10 protein-coding genes are annotated in these 14,996 nt (G+C 37.8%); 6 read left to right on the forward strand and 4 right to left on the reverse strand.

What is annotated here, in order from left to right:
- Window positions 1–4: 4 nt before the first annotated feature.
- Complete coding sequence (kdpB, locus tag ACQKNX_RS09860; protein WP_427428728.1) at window positions 5–2,068, reverse strand: potassium-transporting ATPase subunit KdpB; 2,064 nt, start codon at window positions 2,066–2,068, stop codon at window positions 5–7.
- 15 nt (window positions 2,069–2,083) lie between these two features.
- On the reverse strand, window positions 2,084–3,778 hold the full coding sequence (gene kdpA, locus ACQKNX_RS09865; protein WP_427428729.1) for a potassium-transporting ATPase subunit KdpA: 1,695 nt from the start codon (window positions 3,776–3,778) through the stop codon (window positions 2,084–2,086).
- Window positions 3,779–4,143: 365 nt separating this feature from the next.
- Here kdpA and ACQKNX_RS09870 point away from each other — a divergent pair, with 365 nt between their 5' ends.
- The 4 genes from ACQKNX_RS09870 (at window position 4,144) to ACQKNX_RS09885 (ending at window position 9,558) form a co-directional block, all read left to right on the forward strand.
- Window positions 4,144–6,855 (forward strand): DUF4118 domain-containing protein, encoded by a 2,712-nt coding sequence (locus ACQKNX_RS09870; RefSeq protein ID WP_427428730.1) that lies wholly within the window; start codon window positions 4,144–4,146, stop codon window positions 6,853–6,855.
- Window positions 6,848–7,552 (forward strand): response regulator, encoded by a 705-nt coding sequence (locus ACQKNX_RS09875; protein WP_427428731.1) that lies wholly within the window; start codon window positions 6,848–6,850, stop codon window positions 7,550–7,552. Before ACQKNX_RS09870 ends, ACQKNX_RS09875 begins: the two co-directional genes overlap by 8 nt.
- A 419-nt stretch (window positions 7,553–7,971) precedes the next feature.
- On the forward strand, window positions 7,972–8,520 hold the full coding sequence (gene vrrA, locus ACQKNX_RS09880; RefSeq protein WP_427428732.1) for a VrrA/YqfQ family protein: 549 nt from the start codon (window positions 7,972–7,974) through the stop codon (window positions 8,518–8,520).
- Between the two features lie 69 nt (window positions 8,521–8,589).
- On the forward strand, window positions 8,590–9,558 hold the full coding sequence (locus ACQKNX_RS09885) for a 4-hydroxy-3-methylbut-2-enyl diphosphate reductase (RefSeq protein ID WP_427428733.1): 969 nt from the start codon (window positions 8,590–8,592) through the stop codon (window positions 9,556–9,558).
- A 240-nt stretch (window positions 9,559–9,798) separates the two neighbouring features.
- Here the strand turns inward: ACQKNX_RS09885 and ACQKNX_RS09890 are convergent, their stop codons facing one another.
- Window positions 9,799–10,500, reverse strand: coding sequence for a response regulator (locus tag ACQKNX_RS09890; RefSeq protein WP_427428734.1), 702 nt, complete (start codon window positions 10,498–10,500; stop codon window positions 9,799–9,801).
- 126 nt (window positions 10,501–10,626) lie between these two features.
- Window positions 10,627–12,207 carry an ATP-binding protein gene (locus ACQKNX_RS09895; RefSeq protein ID WP_427429184.1) on the reverse strand — a complete coding sequence of 527 codons (1,581 nt, stop codon included), beginning with the start codon at window positions 12,205–12,207 and terminating at the stop codon, window positions 10,627–10,629.
- Between the two features lie 112 nt (window positions 12,208–12,319).
- On the opposite strand from ACQKNX_RS09895, the gene ACQKNX_RS09900 reads away from it, so the two are divergent.
- Both ACQKNX_RS09900 and ACQKNX_RS09905 read left to right on the forward strand, forming a co-directional pair.
- Window positions 12,320–13,366 (forward strand): TRAP transporter substrate-binding protein, encoded by a 1,047-nt coding sequence (locus ACQKNX_RS09900; RefSeq protein WP_427428735.1) that lies wholly within the window; start codon window positions 12,320–12,322, stop codon window positions 13,364–13,366.
- A 259-nt stretch (window positions 13,367–13,625) separates the two neighbouring features.
- Entirely contained in the window at window positions 13,626–14,888 is a 1,263-nt protein-coding gene (locus ACQKNX_RS09905) for a dicarboxylate/amino acid:cation symporter (protein WP_401017772.1), read from the forward strand.
- The last annotated feature ends 108 nt before the right edge of the window (window positions 14,889–14,996 follow it).

Here is a 14,996-nt window from a genome sequence, read left to right on the forward strand (position 1 = left end):
CCTCCTATAGTCCAAGCATGGTTAACAGTGGCCCTACTAGTAAATCAATCACCTTTATCCCGATAAAGGGGGCAAAGATGCCTCCGAGTCCATAAATGAACAAGTTTTTCTGTAATAATTTTGCAGCGCTCATCGGCTTATACTTTACACCCTTTATCGCTATAGGAATTAATAACGGAATAATAACCGCGTTAAAAATTAAAGCAGAAATGATGGCACTTGTCGGTGAATAGAGTTGCATAATATTAAGCGAGCTCATTTCTGGTACTGCCACCATCAGCATGGCAGGGATAATCGCAAAGTATTTCGCAACATCATTTGCAATACTAAATGTAGTAAGTGCGCCACGCGTCATCAATAATTGTTTCCCAATCTCAACAACTTCGATTATTTTAGTTGGATTTGAATCTAAATCTACCATGTTTGCAGCCTCTTTTGCTGCATTCGTCCCTGAATTCATGGCAAGACCAACATTTGCCTGCGCCAAAGCAGGTGCATCATTCGTTCCGTCTCCTGTCATCGCAACAACTTTCCCAAGTGCCTGTTCATCTTTTATGACCTTTATTTTGTCCTCAGGCTTACTTTCTGCAATAAAGCTATCCACACCAGATTCTTTGGCTATAGCCGCTGCTGTTAGTGGATTATCACCTGTACACATAATTGTTTTAATGCCCATTGCCCGCAACTGTTCAAATCGTTCTTTTAAACCGGATTTCACAACATCTTTAAGATGGATTACACCTAAAATATTATTATTCATCGACACAACAAGTGGTGTACCTCCAACAGATGATACTTGATGGACTAACTGCTCCAAATTTCGAGGGATAGGATGCCCTGCAGCAATGCTTTCTTGCTTAATCGTATCGTAAGCTCCTTTACGAATAATTGTGCCATCCTTCAAATTTAATCCGCTCATCCGTGTTTGTGCAGAAAATGGCATATGTTCACTTGCTTTAATGATTTGTTGTTCATCTGTCGTATTCACACCTAAATCGCATGCCAACGATAATATAGATTTTCCTTCAGGTGTGTCATCGGTTAAGGAACTAAGCCAAGCAGCTTGCATCAATGTTAGATGTGCTACTCCCTTTACAGGTAAAAACTCAGATGCCATGCGATTGCCATAAGTGATTGTTCCTGTTTTATCTAATATTAGTGTGTCTACGTCACCGCAGGCTTCCACAGCTCTTCCCGACATCGCAATGACATTAAACTGTGTCACACGGTCCATCCCAGCAATACCAATAGCGGAAAGTAAGCCACCAATTGTAGTGGGAATTAAACAAACCGTTAGTGCAATTAATGTTGCAATGGAGATATGCACATTTAAATAAGTCGTCATAGGATATAATGTCACGACAACTAATAAGAAAATCATCGTCAAACTTACTAACAATGTATTTAACGCAATTTCATTGGGTGTTTTTTTTCGACTTGCCCCTTCAATTAGCGTAATCATTTTATCTAAAAATGACTCTCCTGGTAGTGAAGTAATTTCAATTATAAGCCAATCACTTGTGACAGTCGTACCACCTGTAACAGATGAAAAGTCACCACTTCGTTCTTTCACAACAGGTGCTGACTCACCCGTAATAGCCGATTCATCGACTGTTGCAATCCCTTCAATTACCTCGCCGTCGTTTGGAATGACCTCCCCTGCTTGAACTAACACAACATCTCCCTTTTTCAGCTCATGTGCCTGTTTCATTATTTCTGAGCCATCCGCTAAAAGAACTCGTGCCTGTGTAATTGTTTTTGTATTTTTTAACGTTTGTACTTGAGCCTTACCTCGCCCTTCTGCTATAGACTCTGCAAAATTAGCAAATAATATCGTCACAAAGAGAATAATAGCTACAATAGCATTATAGAGTCGATCATGCTCGCCTCCCCCATTCCCAAGCAAATTGGGGAAAAACGATAACAATAGCACAAAGATAAATCCGACCTCTACAACGAACATTACGGGATTTTTGATCATATAAAATGGATTAAATTTTTTCAACGCGCCAATCATGGATTGCTTCATCATTTCGCTCGAAATAAAGCTTTTTCTTACAGTTTCCATTTATTTCTCTCCTCATTAGGAATGTATTTGTAAATGCTCTGTAATTGGACCAAGTGCCAATGCTGGTAAGAATGTCAATGCGCCAATCATCAGTACAATTCCAACAAGCAAAAATGTAAACATCGATGTATCTGTTTTCAATGTTCCAATTGAATCGCTATGCAACATTTTCTTAGCAAGTAACGAAGCAATTGCCAATTGAATTATGATGGTTAAATAGCGTCCGAAAAACATCGCTAGCCCTGTTGATACATTCCAAAATGTCGAGTTATCGGCTAATCCTTCAAAGCCAGAGCCATTGTTGGCAGATGCTGAAGCAAATTCATATAACACCTGCGATAAACCATGTGCCCCTGGATTTGTTATGCCCGCCACTCCTGCTGTCGTAGCAACAGCGAGGCCAGTAAATAGCAAGATGATGGCAGGATGAATTAAAATACAAAGCGCTATAAGCTTCATTTCCTTTTCCTCAATTTTCTTTCCTAAAAATTGTGGGGTGCGGCCTATCATTAAACACGCAATAAAAATCGTCAGTAGCACATACATCATCATGTTCATTAGCCCAACGCCTTTACCACCGAATACAACGTTTACCATCATGTTAAACATCGGCACAAGACCACCAAGCGGTGTTAAAGTATCATGCATATTATTGACAGAGCCAGTTGTAAAAGCCGTTGTGACAGCAGTGAAAAGAGCCGATTGTGCTATACCAAAACGCATTTCTTTTCCTTCCATACTGCCAAGTTCCTGTGTAAGACCTAGCTCACTAATAAGTGGATTTCCAGCACGCTCAGCTATGTACACTGTAACAAGTCCAATTAGAAACAGCATACTCATGGCACCAAAGATTGCTAGCCCTTGCTTACCAACTATCGCCCTCTTTTTTCTATAAGCAACCATCAAGCCAAATGCTATAACACAAGCCCCAGGCAGCAACATCATAGATAGCATTTCTACGATGTTGGATATAACTGAAGGATTTTCAAAAGGAGTCGTCGAATTGGCTCCATTAAAGCCCCCTCCATTTGTACCAACATGTTTAATCGATTCAAGCGATGCAACAGGTCCAAGTGCAATATCTTGCATCTTTCCTTCGATTGTTTGGACGGTTTTATTCGCACTTAATGTTTGAGGTGAACCTTGCGATACTAAAATAATGGCAACTACAATTGAAATTGGCATTAATACACGTGTGATAACACGTACAAAATCTACATAAAAATTGCCCAAAGTATCACTTTTTGCCACTAAACGTCGGCAGAACGCCATACAAGCTGCATAGCCTGTCGCTGCTGATGTGAACATCATAAAAATTATAACGAGCATTTGTGACAAATAACTTAAACCCGATTCACCACTATAATGCTGCAGATTTGTGTTTGTCATAAACGAAATAATCGTATTAAAGGATAGCGTTGCCTCCATATTTTCAATTTCATTAGGGTTTAACAACAAAAAAGATTGAATGCGCAACAGCATATAGCCAATGAACACCATAAAAGCATTCGACATAATTAACGACAGTACATATTGTCTTCCGGTCATATCCACTTGCTTTATGCCACATAATTTATAAATGACATCATCTACTTTATCCATCACTGGATCGAGCCATGTTTTTTTATGCATCGTTACATGAAAAAGATAATGGCCCGTTAGGATAACAAGCGGTAAATAAATCATACAAACAATGGCTATTTGCCACATACTCTATTCCTCCTACATCCTATTAATCATTTTCTGGATATAAGAGGGCGTACCCTAAATATCCAAAAAGTAAGATAAGTATAATTCCAATAACAATCCCCATATTCATTCCCCCTACTCTTCGACTAACTTATAGCACCAAATTGTTAACGCATATAGACTGGCGAAACTAATGATTAATAAGCCAATCATATAAAAGTCCATCAATTTACATCACCATTCCCTCCATTTGATGTTTTCATCATACTTACTTTGAAATTAATGTAGTGTTAGGAAATCGCTTTTTATATTAAGAAACGATAAAGGGGTTAAATCTTTACACTTTCTTAATGTCAGATAACGCTATAATACAAATGAGGTGAAGGATGATGGAAAATGAGCGCCCCACTCCAGAAGAGTTTTTAGCAAGGATTCATCAGGAGCAAGCAACTGTAGGTAGACTGAAAATTTTTATCGGTTATGCTGCTGGTGTAGGTAAAACGTATGCCATGTTAGATGCAGCTCATCTAGCAAAAAAACTCGGCAAAGACGTAGTAATTGGCTATATAGAGCCACATCCACGTCCAGAAACATTAGCCTTACTTGACGGACTTGAGCAAATACCGACTAGAAATATTCATTATAAAGGGAGAGACTTTCAAGAATTAGATATAGATGCCGTATTGAAACGCAAACCAGAAATTGTGCTAATCGATGAGTTGGCACATACAAATGTTCCACTTATGCGACATACAAAAAGGTTTGGGGATGTAGAAGAATTACTTGCAAAAGGTATCCATGTATATACAACTGTAAATATTCAACATATTGAAAGTCTTCATGATGTGGTAGAAGAGATTACGGGGGTACAAGTGCGAGAACGCATTCCAGATTATTTAATTGATCAAGCAGCACTTATTAAAATTGTGGACATCGAACCTGATGAGTTAATTCAACGCTTAAAAGAAGGCAAAATCTATCACAAGCAACAAGCTGAAAAAGCATTAGCATCTTTTTTTCGCAAACAAAATTTAGTTGCACTTCGGGAAATTGCCCTTCGCAGGACTGCAGATACGATTAATTACAAACACGTAAACGATTGTGAATCAATTAGGCAAACGAAACAAATCGAAGAGCATATTTTAGTTGGTATTAGTAGCTCTCCAACAAATGCAAAAGTTATTCGCACTGCCGCAAGACTTGCCCAAGCATTACATGGTAAATTCACTGCGCTTTATGTGCAAAAGGTGCAAGAAAGTAGTTTTAATGAAGCGAATGCTGAACGATTGCAACAGCATATTAAATTGACCGAGCAACTTGGAGGCCATGTCGTAATCGTTCAAGAGAATGATGTTGCAGCTGCCCTAGCAAATTATGCACAATTAAGCGGGGTCACAAAGCTAGTACTAGGCAGAACTGCACTGAAAAAGAAATGGTGGCTGCCGCATCCGAAAATCAGTGACCGGCTCAATGAATTCGCGCCAAATTTAACTATTCATATTGTTCCAGATCAAGAAAATGAACAATTGTATTTTCCTACTGGCGTTCGAAATCGACTAACGATTGAATGGTTGGATTTATTAAAAATGGCAGTAGTGTTTATCTTGGGTTCTTTTTTAGCTTTATTTTTCTTTACAATAGGAGTCAGTGAATCCAATATTATTACGATTTATATTCTCACTGTGTTAATCCTTGCAATATGGTCGTCCGGATGGCTGATGAACATTGTTAGCTCTGCAGTGGCTGTACTTCTATTCAACTTTTTATTCACTGAGCCACGATTTTCCCTTGAAGCATATCATCGGGACTATCCTATTACTTTTCTGATTATGTTTTTCTCTGGCATAATCACAAGCAGCTTAACAAAAAAGATAAAAGAGCAGGCCATCGTTGCAGTTCGTAAATCTTATCGGATGGAAGTTTTACTAGAAACAAATCGCAAGCTACAACATGCCAAATCTATCGAAGAAATCATTACTGAAGGCATGACACAAATTGTTAAATTAGTAGAAAAACCTGTTCAATTTTTTGAAATAGAACAGAAACTAATTACCAACACTATTTTTTTCCCAACTACAAGTCTATCTAATATGGAGAACACTAACGTAGCATCACTCTTTAAAGATACAAATGAATTAGGTGTAATACATTGGGTTATTAATAATAAACATTTTGCTGGTGTATCAACAGATATATTTCCTGAAGTGAACGGCTATTATTTACCTGTTATTTCAAATGGAAGCGTTAAGGGTATTGTGGGAATTGCTCTTTCTAAGCAAGCACCTCTACCCGCATTTGAGCGCGATATTTTACATGCCATTATGAATGATTTTTCATTTGCTCTCGATAAATGGTATTTGCAAAATTTAAATGCGCAAGTTGCAAGAGAAGCGGAACTTGAACAAATGAGAGCTAATCTTTTGCGTGCCATCTCACACGATTTGCGAACACCGCTTACAACTATTTCAGGGAATGCAGATATACTATTAACAAATAAAGCTCATATACCTGAAATCGAAAAAACACGATTATACGAAGATATATATAAGAACTCGAAATGGCTTGTTCAGATGGTTGAAAACTTACTGGCAGTTTCAATGTTAGAAGATGGGCAATTTGCATTAGAGATGCAGTTAGAGCTAGTGGAGGATATTATTCAAGAGGCGTTACTACATGTTACTCCACGTGACAATACACATAATATTTCTTATCATGTAGAGCCTGATTTAGTCATGGCATTGATGGATGCACGCCTGATGATTCAAGTAATTATAAATATTATAGATAATGCACTAACCTATACACCAGCAGGTAGTGATATCTCTTTCATAGCAAAAGATAGCGGCCATTTTGTTGACATTAGTATCACTGATAATGGACCAGGTATTGACGATTCATTAAAAGAAAAACTGTTTGAGCCGTTTATAACGGGCAAAGTACAGCGTAGTGATAGTCGAAGGGGCTTAGGCTTAGGGTTAGCATTATGTCAAACAATTTTAACATTACATGATAGTGAATTAGAAGTTGCAGATAACTACCCGACTGGAACCATCTTTCGTTTTACTTTAAAAAAAGGAGTTGTCAGTATAAATGAATAAACGGATTTTAGTCGTAGAAGATGATGTAGCAATCGGCAATTTAATTAGAATGACCTTAACTACTCAGCACTATGAATTTGATATTGCACAGGATGGTTCTAGTGCCTTGCAAAAAGCTATTTCGTTGAAGCCTCATGTCATTATCCTCGATTTAGGCTTACCAGATATGGACGGGATAGATTTTATCAATAAAATACGCGGTTGGACCCAAACACCCATTATTGTTGTTAGTGCACGTGGTGAAGAATTCGATAAAATTAACGCCTTAGATGCGGGTGCAGACGACTATGTCACAAAACCTTTTAGCGTGGAGGAGCTCCTTGCCCGTATCCGTGTTGCATTACGAAGAACTAGTAGCGAACATCAGCTTGAAGCTGAGTCCGCATTGTTTGTTAACGGTCATTTAGAAATTCATTATTTGGCAAACACCGTGTTTGTTAACTGTGTAGAAGTGCACTTGACTCCTATCGAGTATAAACTTTTAGTCGTGCTATCCAAGCACGTTGGCAAAGTACTTACACATAATTTTTTATTGAAAGAGATTTGGCAAAATGCTCTTCAGTCAGATGTTCCAAGTCTTCGTGTATTTATGGCGACTCTTCGAAAAAAAATAGAAGAAAATCCATCACAACCAAAATATATTCAGACTCACGTTCGTGTTGGATATAGAATGCTACGAGTTCATGATGATGAATAATGAAAGTACAAAAGGCACTGTCGAATAAGCCATTAAACTATAACAACTACATTTCTATACCGTAAAAATCTGTACGCATGGCTCCTATTCTATGGAAACATGCCTTTACTCAATTGTAGAAGGCAATTCGACTATTCAATAACAGAAAACATTTCATATACCGATGCAGAACAATTCTTTTACACAAATAAGCTCAAATACACAAAATATTATACAATGTTTTGTGTATTTTTTTAGAATTTTCTTTACCCCATAATCCATTCTATCGTGACTTACATAACCTAATATGAAAGAGCACATAGGAGCCCTTTCTATTGTTCATTTATTAGCATTTGTCGAACGCTAACATCAGCGTCTGCATATCATATCTATAATCAGGTATGTCATCAATGAAAAGCATACAATGAAAGGAGATCATTATGGTATTTAGACCACCTTATCAATACCCGATGTATCCGGGTGGCATGCAAATGCCTGCGCAGATGCCAGCGCAAATGCCTGCGCAAATGCGGATGCCAACACCTCCTCAGATGCCACCGCAGTCCTTTTATCCGCCTGGAGGTTTTCCTCAACCACGAATTCCAGGTGGCTTTCCAATGTCTGGTGGAATGAGGGGGGCATTCGGAGGGCAAATGCCGACGCCACCCGTACAGGAACCTTCCAAAATCGGTTCATTTTTACAACAAGCAAATAGTTTATTTAACTCTGCCAAAACGTATACCCCTTATATACAACAAGCAATGCCAATGGTGAAAAACATCCCTTCACTTTTAAAACTGTATAAAGGTTTTCAGGGACTCCCAGCAGCTGGAGCGGCAGCAGGGGTTGCAGCTGCTGCAACTGATGCAGTGGCAAGTAAAGCAGCAGGCTCCTCTAAAGGTAAACGTTCAACACAAAAAAATGTGACGCCTACCCCACGAGAACCAATTCCATCCAAGCCGCGTATTTTCCAGCCACCTCTGGAGTGAAGGTTTCTTTGTATTCGCCGTGCCTGTCCGTTATAATGTAGGTAGGTAAGCTTGAAAGGAGTCACAACCATGCAAGTATTAAAAATTAATCCACGTGGCTATTGCTACGGTGTTGTTGATGCGATGGTCATTGCACGTAACGCCGCTCTCGATAAAACATTACCAAGACCTATCTACATTTTAGGGATGATTGTGCACAATAAACATGTTACAGATGCCTTTGAAGAAGATGGTATCATTACACTAGACGGCGATAATCGCTTAGAAATTATTGAACAGGTTGAAACGGGCACTGTTATTTTCACGGCGCATGGTGTTTCACCTGAAATTCGTGAAATTGCGAAACGCAAAGGCCTAGTATCCATTGATGCTACATGTCCTGACGTAACAGTAACACACGATTTAATTCGTGAAAAATCAGCTGAAGGCTACGATATTATTTATATTGGTAAGAAAGGTCATCCTGAGCCAGAGGGTGCAATCGGTGTTGCTCCAGACCATGTTCATTTAGTACAATCTTCAACGGATATTGATGCATTAAACTTAACAAATGATAAATTGCTAGTAACGAACCAGACGACTATGAGTCAATGGGATGTTGCTCATTTAATGGATAGCTTAGAAGAAAAATTCCCACATATTGAAGTGCATAAAGAAATTTGTTTAGCAACACAAGTTCGTCAAGAAGCCGTTGCGAAGCAAGCAGGGGAAGCTGATTTATTAATTGTTGTTGGCGATCCAAAATCTAATAACTCGAACCGCCTAACACAAGTATCAGTAGAAATTGCAGGTACGCCTTCTTATCGTATTGCAGATGTTTCTGAGCTTAAAATTGATTGGTTAAAAGGAATTAATACGGTTGCAGTCACTGCAGGTGCATCCACACCAACACCTATTGTCAAAGAGGTTATTAATTTCCTTGAGCAATTTGACGAAAATGACGAAACGACGCACAGTATCCAACGCACAGTTACGCTTGATAAAATTTTACCAAAAATAAAAACGCCTAATCCTGTCGATAAAATTATGCCTTATTAATTTCAACCGACTTAAGGCAATGTGAAAGTACTCGATTGTTCATCAGACAATCGAGTCAGTATACGACAAAATGCATCAAGATGTTTAACTTGATGCATTTTGTCATTTATATATATATTTCATAGCAATCAACTGTCGGGAATCATTCAACGTAAGACGTGGGCGTTCCACGTGCTTAATGAGGATTGCAGCTTTATTCCACATGTAACGGACATTAACTATAGCATTTACCTATATTCATTATTTACTAAAATAATAATTAATAGGACGACCAATGCCACCGTAATGTACATCCATCGTTATTTCCTTTTGTTTTTCTAGAAAATCTAAGTATCGTCTTGCTGTCACTCGTGCAATACCTACCCCACTTGCAACATCTTCTGCTGATGCACCATCTACCGTTTGCAAATAATGCACCACTTTCTCTAGTGTCGCTCGATTAAAACCCTTAGGCAAACTTTTTTCAGTTTTCTCATCAAATGCTGCTACAGCCTTACCTTCTCCACTATGATAATGGAATAACTGATCGAGCTCTCCTTGCGTTAGCTCCCGTTCTGTTTGCATTTGTTGCTTGAATCGAATGTAGTTTTCTAACGTTCCTTGCACTCGCTCAAATGAAAATGGTTTCATTATATAATCAAAGACACCAAGATGCAAAACTTGTTTTACCGTTTCCATATCATTGGCTGCTGTTACAGTAATAACATCAACAGGAATTTTGAATTCGCGGATTTTTCGCAAGCTTGTTATACCATCTTGCTCAGGCATGAAGATATCCATAAACACTAAATCAGGTCGTAGTGTACGAATTTTGTCTATTCCCTCTACACCGTTGGATGCTTGCCCTATTACATTAAATGCTGCAACTTTTTCAATGAATTGACGATTTACCTCCCGCACCATTGGATCATCCTCTATTAATAACACGTTAATTTGCGTCACTGTCTAGCCCTCCATACATTCGATTACAACTCTCCTCTAAAATGTGAATGAACCCCACTTGTTGCTAATGAGATACGAAGTGGATGTTTTCGTACCATGTCCATTATAGAGTGAAAAATCCGAACACTAAGGATGATAAAATGTTAATAAAAAGCTTGTCCCTTTACTTGGTTCACTCATTACCTCAATTTCACCTTGACCCTTTTGTACGATTTCTTTTATTAAATACAGCCCGATACCTCGACCCTTTTTTTCTTTTGTTGAATAGCCATTATCAAAAATTTGTGCCTTTACCGCTTCCGTCATGCCGACTCCGTTATCTGTTACTAAAATAGCAAGTACATCATCATCTTCATCTACGGAAATATGAACAGTCTTCTCTTCAACTGGACTATCTTTTAATGCATCAAATGCATTCTCGATTAAATTCCCAAATAAGATGACAAAATCATGATGATCTAAATTTTTGGGGAATGTTGTGAGACGACTAGCTCGGTCTATTTCTAATGTAATCCCATGTTCTTTCGCATGTGCAATTTTACTAAGTAATAACCCCGAAATATTTTCATTTTTAATGCGCTCATTTAAAAAATTCGTGATTTCATCATGTTCTTCCTTAACTTGTGTTAAATAGGATAGTGCTTGATCATGATGTCCAAGCTGTAAAAGACCAGCGATCGTATGCAATTTATTTTTATGTTCATGCGTTTGTACACGTAATGCCTGAACAAACGCCTTCACACCGGTTAATTCCTCGGCTAATTTCTTCACCTCTGTGCGATCCTTAAACATCGCTACAGCACCAACCGTTTCACCATTGACCTGTATAGGAATACGATTACTCATAATGCTATGATCATTTATATAGAGTTCACGATTATAGATAGGACGATCTAGCGCTAATATTTCTGGTAACCGGGTATCTGGTAACACCTCGAAAATTTTCTTGCCAATTAACGAAGACGGCCGTTCTGCTACACCTAAAATATCACATGCTTTTTCATTAAAAATTGTAATCGTCAATTCAGTATCTATTGCGATAATCCCTTCATGCATAGCGTTAAAAGTTTCAGTGCGTTCCACATACATTTTAGCAATTTCATGTGGCTCTAATCCAAACATTTGCTTTTTCATATGACGGCCTAATGTGTGTGCACCCCATGCACTAAATAATAGAGATAAAGCTACTGTAATCATTAGCTCTTTTTGGATAGATAATAGAAGCTCGCTAACAGTTAATACACTATAGCCTACGATCACAACGCCAATTTGACGTCCATTGTCAGTCATCATTGGTACAAAGGCGCGTACCATATCCCCACGTTCACCATGTGCAATGGATGTATAATAATGCTCAGAAAATGCAGCGTTTAAGTCCCCTGATTGTGAAATTGTGCCGATTTCCTCCGTATTTGGATGGGAATACTTTCGTCGCTGCATATCGAGCACAACTATATACTGCGCCCCATTAATATCACGTATTTCTTCAACAACAGGATTAATATGTTTGGTCGCTTCTGTGAAGTCACGATTGGCAATAGCAGTTTTCATTTCTGGTAGTTGTGAGACAGTTTTTGCAACTAGTAATGCCTGTTCTGCCAGCTTTTCTTTTTGTTCATTCATGACAAACCCAAGCAAAAACGTTCCACCTATACTAAAAGACAACAAAAGTATAAAAAAAGTAAGAGACATGATTTTGCCCTTCATCGATAACTTTTGAAATTTCAAGATCATTGCCTCCCTCTTACTATATTTTAGCTTACTCCTTATGTTAGAATAACAAAAACATGTGAAAATACGAATCAATTGGGTGTAGAATATGAAAAAATTTATTATTGGGACGATTGCAACCGTTTTGATCTTAACCATTGTATTTAGTATACAGCAAGGAATATTATTTTCGAAAACGCTCCCCTATGATGATGAACAAAATGGCCTTGATACACAAATTACGATACATTTAAGTCATGTTGTAGCTGAAAATACGCCAAAAGGTCAAGCTGCAACGAAATTTGCTGAACTTGTAGAGGAAAAAACAAACGGCAAGGTAAAAGTCCATGTTTATCCAAATGCCTCGTTATTTAACGATGAAAATGAATTCAAAGCTTTACAAGATGGAAAAGTCGAAATCATCATTCCTACTTTTTCTAAAATGACTTCCTATGTACCAGATTGGCAAGTGCTTGACCTACCGTATCTTTTTCATACAGATGATGAAGTTCATGAGGTACTAACAGGACAAATCGGTGAACAATTATTGGATGAGTTAAAGCCTTTTAATGTACGGGGTCTCGGCTTTTGGCACAATGGCTTTAAACAGTTAACGGCTGAGCATCCAATTCATGCGTTTGAAGATTTACAAGGGTTACGCATACGCACAATGCCAAGTAAAACGCTTGAAAAGCAATTTAGCTTAGTCGGGGCTACACCTGTCCCAATTTCCTTTAGCGAAGTTTTTACTGACTTAGAAACACATGCTATCGATGCACAAGAAAATACCGCCTCTAATATTTTTTCGAAGGGCTTTTACAAAGTACAAAAAAATATGACGTTAACCAACCATGGGATTTTAGGCTATTCAGTTTTAATGAATGAAGACTTTTGGGAAAATTTACCGTTAAAAGTTCAAAAGCAGCTAACGGATGCCATGAAAGAAACAACTGAATGGCAATTTAAGCAGGCTGTGTTAATGAACGACAATGATTTACGAAAACTACAACAAGAAGCCGATTTTGAAATTTATACGATGAGTGACGAGGAGCGTCAACGCCTTCAAGAAAAACTTGCACCTGTCTATGATTTCTATCGTGCCAATGTCAAACAGCATAATGTATTACCTGAAATCCAAAAGATTGTATCTCCTTAGAACTTTTGGTCATTAAAAATACATCCTCACATTATGTGGGGATTTTTTCTTTTGTATTATAATAGTTTAGAGAAATTGCATTCTACTATAAAACAGCCTCAAACCATTGATATTACTAGCTTTCTATCTAATCAAATGAAAAATGAACAAAATGAACAATAGAAACTTTACGGCCATAAATCCTATTGTCGGAAAATTTCAGCTATGATAACCACATGAAAGCGTTCACAAAGTTCACATTTTTTTAGGGGGAAGTATTATGCGGATAAATTTTAAAAACTTAACGGTACAAGTGCTGATTGCCATTATACTCGGTATTATTGTTGGTGCTGCGTTCCCAGAGTTCGGTGCTAGCTTAAAAATATTAGCTGATATTTTTATTAAATTAATTAAAATGTTAATTGCACCTATTATTTTCTTAACTGTTGTTATCGGGATTGGTAGCATGGGTGATGTAAAAAAGGTCGGTAAAATTGGTGGTAAGGCATTAATTTATTTTGAAATTGTCTCGACGTTCGCACTTGCGATTGGCTTACTTGTTGTAAATATCATTCAACCTGGTAAAGGATTTAATACAGATGCAGCAAATGCTGCGGATGTTTCACAATATACAGAGCAAGCTGCTGCTGCTGAGCATGGTTTTGGGGCATTTATAATGCAAATTATCCCAGATAATGTTGTCGGTGCACTTGCGAATGGTGAGTTATTACCTGTTTTATTTTCAGCTGTATTATTCGGTTTAGCAGCAGCGGCTATTGGAGAACCGGCTAAACCTGTTATCAAATTTTTCGAGCAAGTAGCAGATATTTTCTTTAAAATTGTTAATATGGTGATGAAAATTTCCCCAATTGGTGCATTTGGTGCTATGAGTTACACAATCGGGAACTTCGGTATAAAATCACTTGGTAACTTAGGTTTCTTAATGTTATCTGTCTATATTACAATGTTCATATTTATCGTTGTCGTTATTGGTTTAATTACACGCTTCTTTGGCTTTAGTATTTTTAAATTCATTAAATATATTAAAGATGAAATTTTTATCGTTATCGGTACATCATCTTCTGAATCTGCACTTCCTTCGATGATGCGCAAATTAGAAAATTACGGCTGTTCGAAACAAGTTGTAGGTCTTGTTATTCCAACAGGTTATTCCTTTAATCTGGACGGCACTTCCATTTATCTATCAATGGCGGCTATCTTTATCGCACAAGCTTATGGGGTTGATTTAGATATTTGGCATCAGCTTACTTTACTTGCTATTTTAATGTTAACTTCAAAAGGAGCTGCTGGTGTAACAGGCTCAGGCTTTATTACGCTTGCTGCAACACTCGCTGCATTCCCTATGATTCCTGTAGAAGGGATTGCGCTGTTAATCGGTGTCGATCGTTTTATGTCAGAGGCACGCGCTGTTACTAACTTAATTGGTAACGGTGTAGCGACAGTAGTTGTATCTAAGATGGAAAATGAATTCGATACGGAGCAAGAAAAACGTGCATTATCCGGTAAAATCATTTCAAACTAATAATAATGAAACCTCCAGTCTACTCGATTAGTAAGTAGATTGGAGGTTTTTTACATACCTAAAAGCATTTAATAGACTTCAATTTCTAATGCTAGGCATTCAAAAATT

The sequence above is a fragment of the Lysinibacillus sp. NPDC093712 genome (assembly GCF_050280025.1).
In the GTDB taxonomy this organism is placed as follows: domain Bacteria; phylum Bacillota; class Bacilli; order Bacillales_A; family Planococcaceae; genus Lysinibacillus.

Excerpts from the sequence above, each read along its gene's own strand:
- ACQKNX_RS09895 (WP_427429184.1), bottom strand. The coding sequence starts at position 12,207 with ATGAAGGGCAAAATCATGTCTCTTACTTTTTTTATACTTTTGTTGTCT.
- ACQKNX_RS09905 (WP_401017772.1), top strand. The coding sequence starts at position 13,626 with ATGCGGATAAATTTTAAAAACTTAACGGTACAAGTGCTGATTGCCATT.
- kdpB (WP_427428728.1), bottom strand. The coding sequence starts at position 2,068 with ATGGAAACTGTAAGAAAAAGCTTTATTTCGAGCGAAATGATGAAGCAA.
- ACQKNX_RS09875 (WP_427428731.1), top strand. The coding sequence starts at position 6,848 with ATGAATAAACGGATTTTAGTCGTAGAAGATGATGTAGCAATCGGCAAT.
- ACQKNX_RS09900 (WP_427428735.1), top strand. The coding sequence starts at position 12,320 with ATGAAAAAATTTATTATTGGGACGATTGCAACCGTTTTGATCTTAACC.
- ACQKNX_RS09885 (WP_427428733.1), top strand. The coding sequence starts at position 8,590 with ATGCAAGTATTAAAAATTAATCCACGTGGCTATTGCTACGGTGTTGTT.
- ACQKNX_RS09870 (WP_427428730.1), top strand. The coding sequence starts at position 4,144 with ATGATGGAAAATGAGCGCCCCACTCCAGAAGAGTTTTTAGCAAGGATT.
- vrrA (WP_427428732.1), top strand. The coding sequence starts at position 7,972 with ATGGTATTTAGACCACCTTATCAATACCCGATGTATCCGGGTGGCATG.
- kdpA (WP_427428729.1), bottom strand. The coding sequence starts at position 3,778 with ATGTGGCAAATAGCCATTGTTTGTATGATTTATTTACCGCTTGTTATC.